The following is a 19005-nucleotide window of genomic DNA, read 5'->3' on the forward strand; positions in this document are numbered from 1 at the left end:
GTTTCCTGCCAAAAATCCTGCCAAAAAATCTTTGGCAGGATTTTTGTTTTTAAATTGGGAATAAATAAACTTTACAGACTGGCTATTTCTTAAACATTTTTGTTTGTAGGAATATATTTTTATGTAAGCGAGAACATTTTAATAAGTGTTCTCGCTTTTTTTATTTTCAGGAGGAAAATCATGCAAAAGGAAGAACAATCATCACGACAAATTGTGATGTGTCATCTCATGGCTATTATGGGAATTGATATCGAGAAAGCAAAGAATATAGTTTCTGAAATGGAGGAGAAAGGACTCATTCAATTTGATGAGTTGGAGAATGTTGGTCTATTAGTGTTGGAGGGACAATCATGAAACGTATTACCGCAAATCACTATCAAACGTCAGAACGTTACTATAAGCTCCCAAAACTCTTGTTTGAGAGTGAGCGCTATAAGGATATGAAGTTAGAGGTTAAGGTTCCTTATGCTGTTCTAAAAGACCGTTTGAAATTGTCCTTGAGTAAAGGTTGGATAGGTGATGATGGAGCTATTTATTTAGTTTATTCCAACTCAAAACTCATGGCACTGCTTGGGTGTTCCAAGTCGAAATTGCTGACGAATAAGAAAACCTCACGAGAGTATGGCTTGATAGATGAAGTCCAACAGTCTTCCAGTGAAAAAGGACGAATGGCAATAAAATTTATTTGGGGGAGTTGGAACATGAGCCTACCCCAGTCTCAAATTCAAACGGGGGTAGTGTTCAAAAAAAAACTAGGGGGGCGTCAAAATCAGCCGGGGCCAGTCTTAAATTCAGCCACTAGTGAGACTGAAGTTAGTGAGACTGAAGTTAGTGAGATTGATGTTAGTGAAATTAAAGAGAGTGAGTCAGTTATTGAGGACGAGGAGGAGAAAGAAAGTCTAATAGAAAGTTGGAAATATTTGTCAAGATTCTCAATACTAATAAACAGACAGAACACGAATTTTAAGGAGATATTTCCCTAGAATAAACAAAACCAGTCTATTGACTGGTCAAAAAATATTATATTGAAGTTAAAGCAATCGGTAGACTAGTTCTTTTAAGTCTTTAGCAGTTTGAACTTCATGAATTTTAGTATCAATAGGTAGTTTGCGTTTCCTGTAATTAAACCAAATGGATTTCCAACCAGCATTTAAGCTTCCTTCAATATCATTTTTAAAGTTATCACTAATATAAAGTGTTTGATTGGGGAGAAAATTGAAATTCTTAGAAGCGAGATCAAAAATTTCAATTTGAGGTTTTTGGAAACCTGTTGCTTTGCTAATGATAATTTTCTCTTTATCAAAGTATTTTAGAACGTCTAATTGTGATAATTTTGTTTAACTGGACCATTTGTTATGATTCCAATAGGAATCTTTTTTACAGAACAGTATTCAAGAATCTCTTTTAATTCAGGAAACAAGGTAATTGAACTGAGTTCTTTTTCGTATGTTTTTTGGAAAGAGAGTGCTAAATCATCAGAAATACTAAAAAATCCAAATTCACTTATTATCTGTTTACAACGAAAAATACGTAGTTCTTCAATTGAAATTTGCTTATTAGTGTATTTTGGAAAAGCAATATCAGACCAATACCTGAATCGTTTATAGATAAGTTCAATTTCAGAAATATCAAGTTCAGGAAAACATTGTATGATACTATTTTTGAATGGTAAAAGATGATCATACAAGGTATCATCAAGATCAAAAACGATATTTTTATAAGTCATAAGTTAGTTTAATTAGCTTGAATAATAGTTGTTAGTTGGCCAAATTCATTTAATTGGTCTTGGGAAATTTGATTATCGGTGATAATGGTATCAATTTGTTCTAGAGTATAGAAATTAAAGAAATCATAACGATTGAATTTGGTACTATCAACCAATAAGATTTTTTCAACAGAATTGTCCAGTGCTAATTGTTGAATTTCTCCTTCAACATCACTGTATGTTGCGATAGTGTTATCTGATACGGCGTTAGCACTTACAAATGCTTTAGAAAAACGTAAGGTTTTTAAGTTGGTTGTAGCCATTGAACCAACGAAAGCACCTGTAATTTCTCTGTACTCTCCGCCAATCAATAATAAGTCAACAGTTTTACTCTTATTCAATATAAGGAAAACAGGAAGACTATTTGTAATTACACGAATATTACGAGTCTTTAACTCAACTGCTAGATGTTCTAGAGTTGTTCCAGGACCAATAAAAATGGTTTCACCATCTTTAATGATTGAATTGGCTTTTTGTGCAATAAGTTTCTTCTCTTTAGTTTGAAGTACCTTTTTTTCAATATGAGTTTTTTCGTGCGGTTCTTCATCTTTATAGAGTCGTTGTGCTCCTCCATGTATACGAGTCAGGAATCCTGCTTCAGCAAGTTCATCTAAATCTCTTCTTGCAGTCATATCAGAGATATTTAGCTCTTTCATCATATCTTTGACAGTAATAACACCGTCAATATTTAACATATCTAAGATACGTTCGTGCCTTTCTTTCTTTATCATAACTATATTTCCTTTCTGTACTTATAAAATAACTATCTGTTAGTATTTTATCATAACAAAAAGATAAAAACAAACAAAATAGAACACAATAAACACAAAAACAGTTGACAATATAACAAAAAATGATTATATTATATGTTTGTAAACGTCATTGAAAGTGTAACAGAGGAGGAATAAGTTATGACGAAAAAAATAATAGGCGTTGATTTAGGTGGAACATCAGTAAAATTAGCCATTTTAGATGTTTTAGGAAATATAGAATATCAATGGTCAATCCCAACAGATATAAGTGATAATGGCAAAAATATTGTATCTGACATTATCAGGTCCATTCAAGAATATCTATTAGAAAATAGCTTATCTTTAGGCGATATTAAGGGCATAGGCATGGGAAGTCCTGGCAAGATTGATTTTGAGAAAGGAACAGTAACAGGAGCTTATAACTTAGGGTGGTCGAAAGAACAAAACATCAGAGAACAATTTGAAGAAGCATTTGGTCGTCCTTTTTATATAGATAATGATGCTAATGTTGCGGCACTTGGTGAACGATGGAAGGGGGCCGGAGATAACGCACCTGATGTTATTTTTGTAACACTTGGAACAGGTGTAGGTGGAGGAATTATTGCTCAAGGTCAATTACTTCATGGTGTCAATGGAAGTGCTGGTGAGATTGGTCATATGGTTGTTGATGAAGATGGATTTTCATGTACTTGTGGAAACATTGGGTGTTTGGAGACCGTTGCTAGCGCCACAGGGATTGTCAATATTGCAAAAAGCTTTGCTAGTCAATTTGATGAAACAAGTGAATTAAGGAGGTTAATTTTAGAACATCAAGTAACTGCAAAGGATGTTTTTGATTACGCTAAGAAGAACGATTCTCTTGGCCAAAAAATTGTATGGCAATTTGCCAATTATTTAGGTAAATCATTGAGTCAATTGGCTAATGCACTTAATCCCAATTATATTGTTATTGGTGGTGGTGTTTCTGCTGCAGGAGAATTTCTTTTAGATAAAGTAAAAGAAGAGTTTGATAAATTTGCTTTTCCAACAGTTAGAAATTCTACTAAACTGGCTTTGGCTACTTTAGGGAATGATGCTGGAGTGATTGGAGCTGCAAGCCTAGTTTTATAATAGTTATACCAACAAATATTAAGTTTGTTGGTGTTTTTTATTTTTTTGCAAAACAAACAAAATAAACACTGTCGATTTTGAAATCAAAAAAAAAACACATAAAATGTTGACTTTTGTTTTTAATGGTGATATTATAATGGTGTAGAAATAATGAAAGCGTTATTTCAAACAGTTTTGCAAAAAAAATATCGTCGATGTAGCTACATTCAATTATTTTCTAAAGTAACAGGAGAAAGAAAATGGCAGTAATTATTGGTGCTGATAAAGCAGGTACAGAACTTAAAGAGACAGTTAAATCATACTTGATTGAACTTGGTAAAGAAGTTGTTGATGTTAGTAAAGAGGGTCAAGACTTCGTTGATGTAACTTTAGCAGTAGCTAAAGAAGTAACATCAAATGAAGAGAATTTAGGAATAGTGATTGATGCTTATGGTGTTGGTCCCTTTATGGTTGCAACAAAAATTAAAGGAATGATTGCTGCGGAAGTTTCTGACGAACGTTCCGCTTATATGACACGTGCACATAATAATACGCGTATCATTACAGTTGGTTCTGTAATTGTTGGTCCTGGTGTTGCTAAAAATATCGCTAAAGGATTTGTTGAGGGAGACTATGATGGAGGCCGCCACCAAATCCGTGTTGATATGTTGAATAAAATGTGTTAAGAATTCGAAAGTTAGATTTTGTGTTAAGAATTCGAAAGTTAGATTTAGAGGAGAAAACAAATGAAAATTGCTGTAGGCTGTGACCATATTGTAACAGACGATAAAATTGCTGTCGTAGATTATTTGAAAACACAAGGTTATGAGGTAATTGACTGCGGAACTTACGATCACATTCGCACACACTACCCAATATTTGGTAAAAAAGTTGGTGAGGCAGTTGCGAGTGGTGAGGCAGACCTTGGTGTATGTATTTGTGGGACTGGTGTTGGAATTAACAATGCTGTTAATAAAGTTCCTGGTATTCGCTCTGCTCTTGTTCGTGATATGACATCAGCTATCTACGCCAAAGAAGAACTGAATGCCAATGTAATTGGTTTTGGTGGTAAAATCACTGGTGGTTTATTGATGACAGATATTATTGAAGCATTTATCCATGCAGAATATAAACCAACAGAAGAAAATAAAAAATTGATTGAAAAAATTCAACATGTTGAAACGCTCAATCAAGGACAAGCGAATCCACACTTCTTTGATGAATTCCTAGAAAAATGGGATCGTGGTGAATATCACGACTAAGGGGTAAGGTTATGATTCTGACAATAACAATGAATCCGTCAGTTGACATTTCTTATCCGCTTGAACACTTCAAATTAGATACCGTGAACCGTGTTGCTAAAACGCATAAAACTCCTGGTGGAAAGGGCTTGAATGTTACTCGAGTTCTTTCCCAACTGGGAGATGATGTGATTGCAAGTGGTTTGTTAGGCGGTAAAATTGGAGAATTCATAGAGAGTGAACTAGATAAGTCAAGTGTGAAACACTCCTTTTATAAGATTGCTGGAGAAACGAGAAACTGTATTGCCATTTTGCATGATGGACATCAAACAGAGATTCTTGAACAAGGTCCAACGATTAGTGAAGAAGAAGCAACAGGATTCTTAAGCTATTTTGAAAAGTTGGTTCCAGATTTAGGGATTGTAGCCATCTCAGGTAGTCTTCCTAAAGGTCTCAATACAAACTTTTATTCTCGTATGATAGGAATTTGTAATAAATATAATATTCCAGTTGTATTAGATTGCTCAGGAATCGCACTATTGAGCGTATTGGATGGAGACAATAAACCGACAGTTATTAAACCAAATACTGAGGAACTTTCTCAGCTAGTTGGCATTGAAGTAACAGATGATATTGGTAGTTTGAAATCAGTTCTTGAAAATTCTCTTTTTGATGGGATTGAATGGGTGGTTGTCTCACTTGGTTCAAAAGGAGCCTTTGCAAAACATCATGATGTTTTTTATAGGGTATCTATTCCCAAAATTGAAGTGGTCAATCCTGTTGGGTCTGGCGATTCAACTGTTGCAGGGATTACGTCAGCTTTAGTTCACGGTGAGGATGATAAAGACTTATTGAAAAAAGCGAATGTACTTGGTATGTTGAATGCTCAAGAAGCACTAACAGGCTATGTCAATCTTAATAATTACGATAGTTTATTTAATCAGATAGAAGTAACAGAGGTATAAAAATGGTACTTACAGAACAGAAACGCAAATCTTTGGAAAAAATTTCAGATAAAAACGGTGTTATCTCAGCTTTGGCATTTGACCAACGTGGTGCTTTGAAACGTTTGATGGCACAGTATCAAGATACAGAACCAACTGTAGCTCAAATGGAAGAACTAAAGGTTTTGGTTGCTGATGAACTTACAAAATACGCTTCTTCAATGTTGCTTGACCCTGAATATGGACTTCCAGCAACAAAAGCATTGGATAAAGAAGCAGGTCTTCTTCTTGCCTATGAAAAAACAGGTTATGATACATCAAGTACAAAACGTTTGCCTGACTGCTTGGATGTTTGGTCTGCAAAACGTATCAAAGAGCAAGGCGCTGATGCCGTTAAGTTCTTACTTTACTATGATGTAGACAGCTCAGATGAACTTAACCAACAAAAACAAGCTTATATTGAACGTGTTGGTTCTGAATGTGTCGGTGAAGATATTCCTTTCTTCTTGGAAATCCTTGCTTATGATGAAGAAATCTCAGATGCAGGTTCTGTCGAATATGCAAAAGTGAAACCTCGCAAAGTCATTGAAGCGATGAAAGTTTTCTCTGATCCACGCTTTAACATTGATGTTCTTAAAGTAGAAGTACCAGTTAACGTTAAATATGTCGAAGGTTTTGCTGATGGTGAAGTGGTTTACAGTAAAGCTGAAGCTGCTGACTTCTTTAAAGCACAAGAAGAAGCGACTAACCTTCCATACATCTACCTAAGTGCAGGTGTATCTGCTAAATTGTTCCAAGAAACATTGCAGTTTGCTCACGACTCAGGTGCCAAGTTTAATGGTGTGCTTTGTGGACGTGCTACTTGGGCAGGATCTGTAGAACCTTACATCAAAGAAGGTGAAAAAGCAGCACGTGAATGGTTGCGTACTACTGGATTCGAAAATATTGATGAACTTAACAAAGTTCTTGTTAAAACAGCTAGTCCATGGACTGATAAAGTATAGTAAAAACATAAAACGGAGGATATTGTTATGAACAGAGAAGAGATGACTCTCTTAGGGTTTGAAATTGTTGCTTATGCTGGAGATGCTCGCTCTAAACTTTTAGAAGCGCTTAAAGCGGCTGAAAATGGTGATTTTGCTAAGGCAGATAGTCTTGTAGTAGAAGCAGGAAGCTGTATTGCAGAGGCTCACAATTCTCAGACAGCTATGTTGGCTCGAGAAGCTTCTGGGGAGGAACTTCCATACAGCGTTACCATGATGCATGGTCAGGACCACTTAATGACTGCTATCTTATTAAAAGATGTGATTCCTCACCTCATCGAACTTTATAAAAGGGGAGCAAAATAATGCATAAACTCATTGAACTTATTGAGAAAGGGAAACCGTTCTTTGAAAAAATCTCTCGAAACATCTATCTTCGTGCTATTCGTGATGGATTTATCGCTGGTATGCCAGTCATCCTTTTCTCATCTATCTTTATCCTTATTGCCTATGTCCCAAATGCTTGGGGATTCCACTGGTCAAAAGACATTGAGACCTTCTTGATGACTCCTTATAGCTATTCGATGGGTATCCTAGCATTCTTTGTTGGTGGTACTACCGCTAAAGCTTTGACGGACTCAATGAACCGTGACCTACCTGCGACCAATCAGATTAACTTCTTATCTACGATGCTAGCATCTATGGTAGGGTTCCTTTTGATGGCAGCTGAGCCTGCAAAAGAAGGAGGCTTCTTGACAGCCTTCATGGGAACAAAAGGTCTTTTGACAGCATTTATTGCAGCCTTTGTGACAGTTAATGTTTACAAGGTCTGTGTGAAAAATAATGTTACTATTCGTATGCCTGAAGAGGTTCCACCAAATATCTCTCAAGTATTTAAAGACTTGATTCCATTCACTGTATCGGTTATTCTCCTTTATGGACTTGAACTCATTGTTAAGGGAACTCTTGGTGTAACCGTTGCAGAATCAATCGGTACCCTTCTTGCTCCTCTCTTCTCAGCTGCAGATGGTTACCTTGGAATTACATTTATCTTTGGTGCTTATGCCTTCTTCTGGTTTGTTGGTATCCATGGACCTTCTATTGTTGAACCAGCCATTGCAGCGATTACTTACGCAAATGTTGAAACCAACCTTCAATTACTTCAAGCTGGTGAACATGCGGACAAGATTTTGACTTCAGGGACTCAAATGTTCATCGTTACCATGGGTGGTACAGGTGCAACACTTGTCGTTCCATTCATGTTCATGTGGTTAACAAAATCAAAACGTAACAAAGCAATTGGACGTGCATCAGTTGTTCCAACATTCTTCGGTGTTAACGAACCTATCTTGTTCGGTGCTCCACTTGTTTTGAACCCAATCTTCTTTATCCCATTTATCTTTGCTCCAATCGCAAACGTCTGGATCTTCAAATTCTTTGTTGATACCTTGGGAATGAACTCATTCTCCGCTAACCTTCCATGGGTAACACCTGCTCCTCTCGGAATTGTCCTTGGTACAAACTTCCAAGTTCTTTCCTTCATCCTTGCTGCGCTATTAGTAGTAGTTGACGTGATCATTTACTACCCATTCGTGAAGGTTTATGATGAACAAATTCTTGAAGAAGAACGTTCTGGTAAATCAAACGATAGCTTGAAAGAAAAAGTTGCTGCAAACTTTAACACTGCAAAAGCAGATGCTATTCTTGAAAAAGCTGGTGTTGAAGGTGAACCAGTTCAAAACAATATCACAAAAGAAACTAACGTATTGGTTCTTTGTGCCGGTGGTGGAACTAGTGGACTTCTTGCCAACGCTTTGAATAAAGCTGCTGCAGAATACAATGTTCCTGTGAAGGCTGCTGCTGGTGGTTACGGTGCTCACCGTGAAATGTTGCCAGAATTTGACCTTGTTATTCTTGCTCCTCAAGTAGCTTCAAACTATGAAGATATGAAGGCTGAAACAGATAAACTTGGAATCAAATTGGCTAAGACTGAAGGAGCTCAATACATCAAGTTGACTCGTGATGGTAAAGGCGCTCTTGCATTCGTTCAAGAACAATTTCAATAATAAATACATTTACTGTTGATTAAAGTGAGATGGAGAAGGATTGCTCACTTACTCCTCTCCATCTTGCTTTATTTTTATTTTATGATTGAGAAGGGGAAACTTATGTCAAAAACATTACCTAAAGATTTTATTTTCGGTGGCGCAACAGCAGCTTACCAGGCAGAAGGTGCGACTCATACTGACGGAAAAGGACCAGTTGCATGGGATAAATATTTAGCAGACAACTATTGGTATACTGCTGAACCAGCGAGTGATTTCTACCATAAATATCCAGTAGACTTACAGTTGGCGGAAGAATATGGCGTAAACGGAATTCGTATTTCTATTGCTTGGTCACGTATTTTCCCAACTGGCTATGGTGAAGTCAATCCAAAAGGGGTAGAATTCTATCATAAGTTATTTGCAGAATGTCATAAACGTCATGTAGAACCATTCGTAACTCTTCACCACTTTGATACTCCTGAAGCTCTTCACTCAAATGGAGACTTCTTAAATCGTGAAAATATCGAACACTTTGTAGATTATGCTGCTTTCTGTTTTGAAGAATTCCCAGAAGTAAACTACTGGACAACCTTCAATGAAATCGGCCCAATCGGTGATGGTCAATACTTAGTAGGTAAATTCCCACCAGGTATTCAATATGACCTTGCCAAAGTCTTCCAATCACACCACAATATGATGGTTTCTCATGCACGTGCTGTGAAATTGTACAAAGACAAAGGCTACAAAGGTGAAATCGGGGTTGTTCACGCCCTTCCAACTAAGTATCCATTGGATCCTAAAAATCCTGCAGACGTACGTGCTGCTGAGTTGGAAGATATCATCCACAACAAATTTATCTTGGATGCAACCTACCTTGGACACTATTCAGATGCAACCATGGAAGGTGTAAACCACATTTTGTCTGTTAATGGTGGTAGTCTGGATCTTCGGGACGAAGACTTTGCAGCGCTTGAAGCAGCTAAAGATTTGAACGACTTCCTTGGAATTAACTACTACATGAGTGACTGGATGGAAGCCTTTGATGGCGAAACTGAAATCATCCACAATGGTAAAGGGGAAAAAGGAAGCTCTAAATACCAAATCAAAGGTGTTGGACGTCGTGTAGCTCCTGACTATGTACCTCGGACGGATTGGGACTGGATCATCTACCCTCAAGGTTTGTATGATCAAATCATGCGTGTCAAGAAAGATTATCCAAACTACAAGAAGATCTACATCACTGAAAATGGTTTGGGATATAAAGATGAATTTGTCGATAACACGGTGTATGACGATGCACGCATTGACTACGTGAAGAAACACTTAGAAGTCATTTCAGATGCCATTGCGGATGGGGCAAATGTTAAAGGATACTTTATTTGGTCCTTGATGGATGTCTTCTCGTGGTCAAATGGTTACGAAAAACGATATGGTCTCTTCTATGTAGATTTTGAAACACAGGAACGTTATCCGAAAAAATCAGCCTACTGGTATAAACAAGTAGCAGAAACTCAGGTTATTGAATAGATAGTATTCTTCTTAAAAATTTCTAACGCAAGATAAGAGCGTGGGTTTAATACTGACGCTCTTGTTTTGTTTAACGGAGTGAAAAATATGGTTATTGAATTAAAAAATGAACAGTTAACGGTACAGTTTTCGGAGTTTGGTGGTGCTTTATCTTCTATTAAAGATAAAGATGGAGTTGAATACCTTTGGCAAGGTAATCCAGAATATTGGAGTGGACAAGCGCCAGTTTTATTTCCGATTTGTGGAAGTTTGAGGAATGATTGGGCAATATATGGACCAGCAGAAAAACCTCATTTTACTGGAATTATTCCACGACATGGATTAGTTAGAAAGGAAAATTTTGATTATTGTAAGATAGATGACAGCACAGTGTCCTTTAGTTTTAAGGCTAATGAAAAAACACTTAAAGAATATCCTTATCATTTTGTGTTGAATATTATATATAAATTACATGGTTCAACGATAACAACGGAATATCAGGTGATAAGCAGTGAAATTGAACGTTCAATTCCTTACTTTATTGGAGGTCACCCAGGATTTAATTGCCCTTTAGAAGATAACGAGAAATACGAAGATTATTATTTAGAATTTTCTGAATATGAAACATGTAGCATTCCAAAGAGTTTCCCAAATACTGGATTACTTGATTTACAAGATAGAACCCCTTTTCTTGAAAATCAAAATAAATTAGATTTGGATTATTCTTTGTTTTCACACGATGCTATTACCCTAGATCAACTAAAGTCACGTAGTGTCAGTTTGAAGTCTAAAAAAAGTAATAAGGGAATTAAGGTGGATTTTAAAGATTTTCCACATTTAATTATTTGGTCCACCACTAATCAAAGTCCATTTATAGCCTTAGAGCCATGGAGTGGATTATCAACATCATTAGAGGAATCAGATGTATTGGAAGAGAAGCAGGGGGTTACATTTGTAGAACCAAGTCAAACTAGTATTAAATCATTTGATATTACTATTTTGTAAATTAAAGTTAGCTGAACGGAATCTAGAAATAGTGACTTTAGAAATTTACAAAAATCCAATATAAAATTTGTATAATCTAATGTCAGGTGGTTTGAGGTAGTAGTCAATCTAGAATATATTCAAAATAGTATTGAAATATTTACAAAAATAATTGTTGGTTTTAACTAAACAATAATTACTGTCATATTATGATAATTTCCCAGCTTTTTTCTGAAAGTGACATATACTTTTCTTAGGAGAAAGCTAGATGTACAACGGATAAGAGATTTGAGGGAAAATCATGATCTCACTCAAAAGTTTGTTACAAATTTACTTTCCTTATCTGAACAAACAGAAAGCTTTGTATAATTGTGTCGAAACGATTGATTATCACAAATATTAGAATTTATTCCTTATTTTTGTTACAATGTAAGCAATGAATGAAAGTTGTGTGATAAAAAAATGAAAAAATACATGTTCGGAATGGTGTGTTGTTTAGTATTAGCTGGTTGTAGCCAGCAGAATAATTCTACACAAGCGAGCTCCTCAACTTCGATTGAAATTACTAAGGCTCAAACTCAGACAACTAGTAGCTCCGCTCAGAGCTCTTCAACGGGTGAAGAATCTAGTAGTTTGGAAACAGGAACATCCTCAAAAGCAACCTTCAATGGTTCTTATTATAGTGTTCAAGGGAAATATGGTGAAGTAGTTATTGCCAATAAGAAACACCCTCTTGCGAAAGACTATGCACCAGGGGAAAATCCAGAAGCACTGACTGCTTTTCAACAATTAGTTGCAGATATGCAAGCGAAAGGATTTGATGTTTCAAATAATTACAGTGGCTTCCGGTCATATGAAACCCAGGCCACACTCTACCAATCCTATGTCAATCAAGAAGGACAGGCTGCAGCAGACACTTATTCTGCTCGACCAGGCTATAGTGAGCACCAAACTGGTTTAGCTTTTGATATATTGGATTCTGCTGGTAATTTATTAGAAGAGCCAACAGCTTCAAAATGGCTAGCAGATAACGCTCATTTGTACGGATTTATAGTACGCTACCAACCAGGAAAGGAAAGTAGTACTGGCTATATTGCAGAATCATGGCATGTTCGCTACATTGGTCAAGAAGCAACGGATATTTATCAATCTGGTTTAACCTTAGAAGAATATTATGGTGTTCCTGGTGGCGATTACCAAGAATAAGCTTATCAAAATAAAAATTTTAAGACAGAGACGAAAGATTTGTCCGTATGATTCACTCGTGTTATAATGAATCATTAAAAAATTTGGAGTTCCATCATGATTAAAGCAATGGAAGTATATTTGGTAACAAACGGTAATGGTTTGGAAGCTATTGAGTTTTACAAAGAAGCACTCGGTGCAGCTATCGAACAAGTGAATTTATTTAAAGATTTCTTGCCAGATTGCCCTGCAGAATTGGAAAATTATGTTATGAATGCTCAGTTCCGTTTGCCTAACGGTCAACGTTTCATGTTATCAGACAACAGCCCAGAAATGCCTTATACAGCAGGCGATAACATCACGGTTGCCTTGATTACCGATGACGCAGAAACTGCTAAGGATTTCTATGATAAATTATCACAAGATGCTAAAGCGATTAATATGGAACTTCAAGCAGTTCCATGGTCACCAGCCTATGGTAATGTAACGGATAAATTTGGTATTTCATGGCAAGTGAATGCTGAGGTTGCAGATTATGGTCAGGGATACTACGCAGAACAAGAATAAAAACAATTCAAAACGACACAGTCTGAACATGCTGTGTCGTTTTTTTAATCTATTTTGTCTTTCTTATACTCAGTTAAAATCAAAAATAGCGGAAGTCCAGTCTCTATGTACAATTGATTTGAGTTGATAAGCAGTTAAGGTTTGAATAACCTCTTCAAGTTTATCGATTACCTCATTTAAAGTTTTAAATACTTTATTCTTGAAACCAAGTTTACGAATCTCAGCCCAGACTTGCTCAATAGGATTCATTTCAGGTGTATAGGGTGGAATGAATGTAAATTCAATATTCTTAGGAATATTTAAGGTCTGAGATTTATGCCAGATGGCATTATCCATGACTAAAATAATGTAATCTTCTGGATAAGCTGCCGATAGCTGTCGTAGAAATTCATTCATCCAATCACTATTGCATCCACCTGCTATGATGAAAAATGAGTCACCTGTATGGGCATCCACAGCTCCATAACAATAGCGGTACTCACGAATATGATGACTTGCTACGTGAGGCCGATAACCTTTTGGAGACCAACACGAACCAAGTTTACTGATACGCCCGAAACCCGCCTCATCTTGATACATAAGGCGGATTTTTTGATATTCTTTTCCATTGATAAAGCGCTTACTCATTCTCTCCTCGAATAAAGATTTTATTTTTAGACGCTAAAATGGTTTCGGCGTCTGCTTTTTTCGGATGTTGGGGACGTGGGCTAACTTTACGCCAACCATGACGTTTCAGGAGAGCATAGAAACCTTCTCGGGTTGTCTTGTGCCCAACTCTCTCTTGATAAGCTTTAAAGAGGGTGTTAACGGTAACGAATTCTCCATTCAAAGAGGAAGAGAGATGCTCTTTAAGGAAAACTTCTTCCTCCTCGTGCGTCATATACGAACGGCGGCGACCACCACGATTTTCCTTTAATAGGGCATCTAAGCCACCATTTAGATAGCGATTCAATAAGTTTCGGACTGTCTGATGGACAAAACCTACCGATTTAGCTACGGATGTTAAATTATGGCATTCAGAATAAAGAATGAGTGCCTGTATTTTTCTATGATGCGGAGCATTATTTTTATCTTTAAGTGCTTGCTTTAATTCTTCAACTTGTGTCTGAGTAAGTTCTTTTATCATAATACTATTATATCGCTATTTTTGATTTTTGTTAAGTATTATTGCGGTAGTTTGCTCCAATATGCCTTGTGAAGAAATACTTGGAGTAAGGTTGCTGCAACCAAAATAAGGGTTAGTAGAGCTGCACTAACATAGACAGCATTATAGGCATTTGCGACGAAAATGCTGATGGTGACTAAGATAGCACCAACCATCATGGTCAAGAGTATGCTTCCAGCTATCAGCCATTGCCCACTTCCACGGCCAAATAATTGATTGCTATTTTGCCAATTGAGAACTAACAGTCGTTGATCGCGCCAATAGTAAATCTGGCCAACCAATAGGGCAGAAAGTAGAAGCCCTATTGTAAAGAAAATGGATAAAAGAAGGTGAACTTTAAATAGCACAAAGGCTAAGGTGAAGTATAAAATAGTTGGAAGTAGGAATTGTACAAATGCAATGACTTTAAATTTTTGAATAGTAAATTGTTTAAAGGAGAGAGGTAATGTACGGATAAAATGATAATTTTCCTTCTCTAGGGACATCGCAACTCCTAAAAATGTTGTTGGACCAGCAAACATATTTCCTAATAGGATACCGACTAACATAGCAATGCCAAAATAATCAGGTGATATTGTACTCAATCCTCCGTCATTAGCAAATCGTGAGACACTCGGATACAATGCAAAACCAATCACAACAGGCTGGACAAAACTTTGAACCAACAGGTTGCTATCTTTCAGTGTAGATAGATGGTGTTTTACCAAGGCTTTTTGTAAATTGCTTGGTAGTTTTGCAGGTTTTTTCTTGCGGGTTTGGCCAGAAACGGCATCAATTTCTAATAACTGATCGAAATAGTGAGGCATTATCTCTTTTACGATATAGTATACTAAGCCAAGTGTGATTGCGAGCGGTAGTAGGAAGTTGATGGCAGTTTCTAGTGATAAAGGTTGGCTGACGATGTAATGAAATCCTACAAAAATTGGTATTTTTGGGAAGTTGACAAACCCATTAGATTCTAATGAAACAATTTGTTGAGATTGAAGAAATAGCATTGCACCAATCGCAATGAGTGTGGACACCGTCATCAGGATTGTTGAAATCATGGTTTTTTGTGAACTTTTACGCAATACTTGACCGATAAAATGTAAAAGGACCAAGTTGATAATGTTTATCAACAGCCACAATAGGATAAATGATGGTAAAACGGCAATGAGTGCAGGAGCTCCGCCTATTTGCCAATAGGTAATCGATAAAAGAGAAAGACAGGGCATTAGGAAGGGTAGAACCATGCCTTGTGCAGACAAGACTTTTGCGATGAATACGTCCTGTGAACGGAGTGGCAAAGCGAGGTATAATTTTGTATCCTTACTGTCGTAGAACACTGAGAAAAATCCAGTGAATCCATAGACAATCGACATAATGGCAAAGATGGAAAGTTGGAGTGAGAAAAATCCAACTGATTCTGAATAATCTACGCCTAAAAAGAAAACAGTGTAAATAAAAGCGAACATGATCATCATAAAGATTTGTTGCCGTAGGATACTTTTATAGGCTGAAAATGATGCATTTTTCTTTTTATTCTGTTTCTTTTTGACAGAGGCCAGCAGTTGTGGGTTGGAATATAAAATATTAATTTTTATCAGTTCCCAGATGATGGACTTCTTCATGCTTCCTCACCTGCCTTATCTTGTTGGCGTCCTGCTAATTCCAGATAAATTGTTTCTAAATCTTTATCTGGATATTGTGATTTCAATTCGTCAAGGCTTCCAAGAAAAATCAAGCGGCCTTTTCGCAGAATTCCGATACGGTCACATAATTGTTCTGCAACTGACAATACATGTGTTGAGAATAAGACGGTATTGCCAGCAGCTGCATGTTCTTTCATCATCTGTTTCAAATCAAAGGAAGCCTGTGGATCCAGTCCAGTTAATGGTTCATCCAATATCCAAATATCAGGATTGGAAATAAGCGCGCCAATGATAATTGTCTTTTGCCGCATACCATGAGAAAAACTGTCAATGGTTTCGTGCTGACGAGTTGTCATATCGAACAGTTGTCCTAATTTGCTGATTCGTTCATCAATCAAATTCTGAGGGACCTCGTAGACTTTACCCATAAAATTCCAATACTCGTATGCAGTTAGGTGGAGAAAGATATTTGGAGAGTCAGGAACGTAAGCGATACGTTTTTTTATGGTATTGCGGTGTTCAGCTAAATTTAACTGATCGACTAAGATGAGCCCCTCAGTGGGTTCAATAATAGAGTTTAATAGACTAATCGTTGTTGTTTTACCAGCACCATTGTGTCCAATCAAACCGAAAATCTCTCCACTTTCAATCCTTAAATTAAGATCGTCAAGTGCAAGGGTTTCGCCATAAGCTTTTGTAACGTGGTCAAATTGTATCATATTTTTCTCCTCATATTTCCCTAGGCTTGCCTATTCTACAAACTTTAAAATGGCTTTTCTTTTAGTCATCGAATATTAAACCAATGTATCGTAAAGCCATTTTGGAAGTGTAAAAAAATTAACATATTTTTTTTAATGTTATTTTACTACTTTATTAATACAAAATCAATTATTTTTTGTAGGTAGTGACTATACAGCTGTTTTAAAGAATTTGAGAATAAAGCAGTTTGATGATCAATAGTAGACTTACTATTTCTGATTCTGATATAATTAATCTATGAACGAAACCATTAAACATAAGTTAGAGTTACTTCCTGATAGTCCTGGCTGTTACCTCCATAAAAACAAGTACGGAAAGATTATTTATGTTGGTAAGGCCAAAAACCTGCGTAATCGGGTGCGGTCTTATTTTCGTGGGGCTCATGATACCAAGACTGAAGCTTTAGTATCTGAAATTGCCGATTTTGAATTTATCGTAACAGATTCCAATATCGAGGCACTCTTACTGGAAATCAATCTTATTCAGGAAAACAAGCCTCGATATAACATCATGTTAAAGGATGACAAGTCCTATCCCTTTATCAAAATTACCAAAGAACGTCATCCACGGCTGATGATTACACGGCAGATTAAAAAGGATGGCGGTCAGTATTTTGGTCCCTATCCAGATGTGGGTGCGGCTAACCAGACCCTCAAACTATTGGAGCGTCTGTATCCTTTCCGCAAGTGCAAATTGCCTGAAAACAAGTACTGTATGTATTATCACTTGGGCCAATGTTTGGCCCACGGGGACAAGATGCCTAGTCTTTCTGATTATGATAAGATGAGTAAGGAAGTTGCTCAATTCTTAACAGGACACGATGATAAGATTGTTAAACAGGTGCAAGAAAAAATGAAAGTTGCTGCAACCAATCTTGAATTTGAAAGAGCTGCGGAATATCGAGATATTCTTCAATCTATTTCAACTCTGCGAACCAAGCAACGGGTGATGGCTCATGATTTGCAGAATCGGGATGTCTTTGGTTACTATGTTGACAAGGGATGGATGTGTGTGCAGGTTTTCTTTGTTCGTCAGGGGAAATTGATTGAACGGAATGTCAATCTTTTTCCATATTATAATGATGCGGATGAAGACTTTTTGACCTACATCGGTCAGTTTTACAGGGACCAGCAACATTTGATTCCCTCAGAGGTCTTGATACCGCAGGATATTGACCAAGAAGCCGTAGAAGCACTGGTAGATACTAAGGTCATCAAGCCTCAGCGTGGCGAGAAGAAGCAACTCATCAATTTGGCAACCAAGAATGCGCGTGTCAGTCTGGAGCAGAAGTTTAATCTTTTGGAGAAGAATCTGGAGAAGACGTACGGTGCTGTAGAAAATATCGGTCAGCTTTTGGGGATTCCGACGCCTGTGCGGATTGAGGCTTTCGATAACTCCAACATTATGGGGACTAGCCCTGTATCGGCTATGGTGGTCTTTGAAAATGGGGTGCCTAATAAAAAAGAATACCGCAAATATAAGATTAAGACGGTGGAAGGCCCAGATGATTATGCTTCCATGCGGGAAGTTTTGCAGCGGCGGTACAGTCGAGTACAGCGGGACGGTTTGACACCGCCTGATTTGATTATCATTGACGGTGGTCAGGGGCAGGTCAACATTGCCAAGCAGGTCATCGAGCAGGAGTTGGGTATGTCCATTCCCATTGCAGGGTTGCAGAAGAATGACAAGCACCAAACCCATGAATTGCTCTTTGGCAATCCGTTGGAAGTAGTTGAGTTGCCTCGTAATTCACAGGAATTTTTCCTCCTGCATCGGATTCAGGATGAGGTTCACCGCTTTGCCATTGAGTTTCATCGTCAGGTCCGGTCTAAAAATTCTTTCTCATCCAAATTGGATGGTATTGATGGCTTGGGACCAAAACGAAAGCAGGCATTGATGAAACACTTCAAATCAATTGGAAAAATCCAATTGGCAAGCGTCCAAGAAATTGCAGATGTAGGTGTTCCCTATAAGGTGGCGGCGAAAGTCAAAGAAAGCCTTTCTTCAAAGGATGAGATTTGAAAACATTCCCATAATGTGTTAGAATAAACTATCAATGACTGAATAAGGAGAAAGCAATGGCTTTTGGTGAAGAAAAACACAAGAAATCAACATTTGAAATAGTTACTTTAGTAATTGTTGTCGTGATGGTAGTCGCGACATTAGCAGGCTTGATTTTACCAGCAATCAATGCATTGATGAATTAAGAAACTGTATTCATAGTTCAGCTCTTCTATCTAAGGCTAGTTTTTAAGCTACTCAACGTTTGTTTTTTCAAGATACTGTCAGTATTTCTTAAAAAAACGGCATTGATACCTTAAAAATGGTTACTTATTTATTAGCACTTTGTTTGTGAATACAGGATATAAAACGCTACTAAGCGTTT

Annotated in this window: 20 protein-coding genes and 1 pseudogene; 15 read left to right on the plus strand and 6 right to left on the minus strand. The window is 37.1% G+C overall.

Annotated features, from left to right (window positions below; all coding sequences use genetic code 11):
• Window positions 1-180: 180 nt before the first annotated feature.
• A complete protein-coding gene (locus tag ACPC57_RS02505) occupies window positions 181-354 on the plus strand; it encodes a hypothetical protein (RefSeq protein WP_434064928.1) in 174 nt (57 codons plus the stop codon).
• Window positions 351-908: pseudogene (locus ACPC57_RS02510) on the plus strand (replication initiator protein A); the annotation flags it as partial. The gene ACPC57_RS02505 and the pseudogene ACPC57_RS02510, both read left to right, overlap by 4 nt.
• Before the next feature lie 123 nt (window positions 909-1031).
• Here the strand turns inward: ACPC57_RS02510 and ACPC57_RS02515 are convergent.
• The 3 genes from ACPC57_RS02515 to ACPC57_RS02525 are packed head-to-tail and all read right to left on the minus strand — an operon-like array spanning window position 1032 to window position 2496.
• Window positions 1032-1289 (minus strand): HAD-IA family hydrolase, encoded by a 258-nt coding sequence (locus ACPC57_RS02515; RefSeq protein WP_306473129.1) that lies wholly within the window; start codon window positions 1287-1289, stop codon window positions 1032-1034.
• A 29-nt stretch (window positions 1290-1318) separates the two neighbouring features.
• The gene (locus tag ACPC57_RS02520) at window positions 1319-1726 is read right to left on the minus strand and encodes an HAD family hydrolase (RefSeq protein ID WP_257235415.1); all 408 of its coding nucleotides are present in this window, start codon (window positions 1724-1726) and stop codon (window positions 1319-1321) included.
• Between the two features lie 8 nt (window positions 1727-1734).
• Complete coding sequence (locus tag ACPC57_RS02525) at window positions 1735-2496, minus strand: DeoR/GlpR family DNA-binding transcription regulator (protein ID WP_014294668.1); 762 nt, start codon at window positions 2494-2496, stop codon at window positions 1735-1737.
• A gap of 180 nt (window positions 2497-2676) precedes the next feature.
• Between ACPC57_RS02525 and ACPC57_RS02530 the strand changes: the two genes are divergently transcribed.
• The 11 genes from ACPC57_RS02530 to ACPC57_RS02580 all read left to right on the plus strand — a co-directional run bounded on the left by ACPC57_RS02530 (window position 2677) and on the right by ACPC57_RS02580 (window position 13064).
• Window positions 2677-3627 (plus strand): ROK family glucokinase, encoded by a 951-nt coding sequence (locus ACPC57_RS02530; protein WP_099390453.1) that lies wholly within the window; start codon window positions 2677-2679, stop codon window positions 3625-3627.
• 239 nt (window positions 3628-3866) lie between these two features.
• Entirely contained in the window at window positions 3867-4292 is a 426-nt protein-coding gene (lacA, locus tag ACPC57_RS02535; protein WP_434066242.1) for a galactose-6-phosphate isomerase subunit LacA, read from the plus strand.
• A 60-nt stretch (window positions 4293-4352) separates the two neighbouring features.
• Window positions 4353-4868: a galactose-6-phosphate isomerase subunit LacB gene (lacB, locus tag ACPC57_RS02540; protein WP_312249053.1), complete on the plus strand. Its 516-nt coding sequence runs from the start codon at window positions 4353-4355 to the stop codon at window positions 4866-4868.
• Window positions 4869-4879: 11 nt separating this feature from the next.
• Window positions 4880-5812, plus strand: a complete 933-nt coding sequence (gene lacC / locus ACPC57_RS02545; RefSeq protein ID WP_434066243.1) for a tagatose-6-phosphate kinase — start codon at window positions 4880-4882, stop codon at window positions 5810-5812.
• Between the two features lie 2 nt (window positions 5813-5814).
• A complete protein-coding gene (lacD, locus tag ACPC57_RS02550) occupies window positions 5815-6795 on the plus strand; it encodes a tagatose-bisphosphate aldolase (RefSeq protein ID WP_007209213.1) in 981 nt (326 codons plus the stop codon).
• A 27-nt stretch (window positions 6796-6822) separates the two neighbouring features.
• Window positions 6823-7140: a PTS lactose/cellobiose transporter subunit IIA gene (locus ACPC57_RS02555; protein WP_014294663.1), complete on the plus strand. Its 318-nt coding sequence runs from the start codon at window positions 6823-6825 to the stop codon at window positions 7138-7140.
• Window positions 7140-8840 carry a lactose-specific PTS transporter subunit EIIC gene (locus ACPC57_RS02560; RefSeq protein ID WP_434066244.1) on the plus strand — a complete coding sequence of 567 codons (1701 nt, stop codon included), beginning with the start codon at window positions 7140-7142 and terminating at the stop codon, window positions 8838-8840. The genes ACPC57_RS02555 and ACPC57_RS02560 overlap by 1 nt, the downstream gene beginning before the upstream one ends.
• Window positions 8841-8942: 102 nt before the next feature.
• On the plus strand, window positions 8943-10349 hold the full coding sequence (lacG, locus tag ACPC57_RS02565; RefSeq protein ID WP_014294661.1) for a 6-phospho-beta-galactosidase: 1407 nt from the start codon (window positions 8943-8945) through the stop codon (window positions 10347-10349).
• An 87-nt stretch (window positions 10350-10436) separates the two neighbouring features.
• On the plus strand, window positions 10437-11333 hold the full coding sequence (locus ACPC57_RS02570; protein ID WP_434066245.1) for an aldose 1-epimerase family protein: 897 nt from the start codon (window positions 10437-10439) through the stop codon (window positions 11331-11333).
• A 441-nt stretch (window positions 11334-11774) separates the two neighbouring features.
• Window positions 11775-12518: an LD-carboxypeptidase LdcB/DacB gene (gene ldcB, locus ACPC57_RS02575; protein ID WP_434066246.1), complete on the plus strand. Its 744-nt coding sequence runs from the start codon at window positions 11775-11777 to the stop codon at window positions 12516-12518.
• Between the two features lie 96 nt (window positions 12519-12614).
• Complete coding sequence (locus tag ACPC57_RS02580) at window positions 12615-13064, plus strand: VOC family protein (RefSeq protein ID WP_434066247.1); 450 nt, start codon at window positions 12615-12617, stop codon at window positions 13062-13064.
• A 69-nt stretch (window positions 13065-13133) separates the two neighbouring features.
• On the opposite strand, the gene ACPC57_RS02585 is transcribed toward ACPC57_RS02580, so the two are convergent.
• The 3 genes from ACPC57_RS02585 to ACPC57_RS02595 all read right to left on the minus strand — a co-directional run bounded on the left by ACPC57_RS02585 (window position 13134) and on the right by ACPC57_RS02595 (window position 16579).
• A protein-coding gene (locus ACPC57_RS02585; RefSeq protein WP_398577422.1) for an IS630 family transposase occupies window positions 13134-14190 on the minus strand; the annotation gives its coding sequence in 2 pieces (ribosomal slippage) (window positions 13134-13724 and window positions 13726-14190; 1056 coding nt in all).
• Between the two features lie 38 nt (window positions 14191-14228).
• On the minus strand, window positions 14229-15839 hold the full coding sequence (locus ACPC57_RS02590) for a permease (protein ID WP_434066248.1): 1611 nt from the start codon (window positions 15837-15839) through the stop codon (window positions 14229-14231).
• Window positions 15836-16579 (minus strand): ABC transporter ATP-binding protein, encoded by a 744-nt coding sequence (locus tag ACPC57_RS02595; protein WP_434066249.1) that lies wholly within the window; start codon window positions 16577-16579, stop codon window positions 15836-15838. The genes ACPC57_RS02590 and ACPC57_RS02595 overlap by 4 nt, the downstream gene beginning before the upstream one ends.
• A 277-nt stretch (window positions 16580-16856) precedes the next feature.
• On the opposite strand from ACPC57_RS02595, the gene uvrC reads away from it, so the two are divergent.
• Both uvrC and ACPC57_RS02605 read left to right on the plus strand, forming a co-directional pair.
• Window positions 16857-18641, plus strand: coding sequence for an excinuclease ABC subunit UvrC (gene uvrC / locus ACPC57_RS02600; protein ID WP_434066250.1), 1785 nt, complete (start codon window positions 16857-16859; stop codon window positions 18639-18641).
• A 56-nt stretch (window positions 18642-18697) separates the two neighbouring features.
• Window positions 18698-18826 carry a DUF4044 domain-containing protein gene (locus ACPC57_RS02605; RefSeq protein ID WP_024397062.1) on the plus strand — a complete coding sequence of 43 codons (129 nt, stop codon included), beginning with the start codon at window positions 18698-18700 and terminating at the stop codon, window positions 18824-18826.
• The last annotated feature ends 179 nt before the right edge of the window (window positions 18827-19005 follow it).

It is taken from the genome of Streptococcus sp. VTCC 12886, assembly GCF_049893425.1.
Classification (GTDB): domain Bacteria; phylum Bacillota; class Bacilli; order Lactobacillales; family Streptococcaceae; genus Streptococcus; species Streptococcus suis_AA.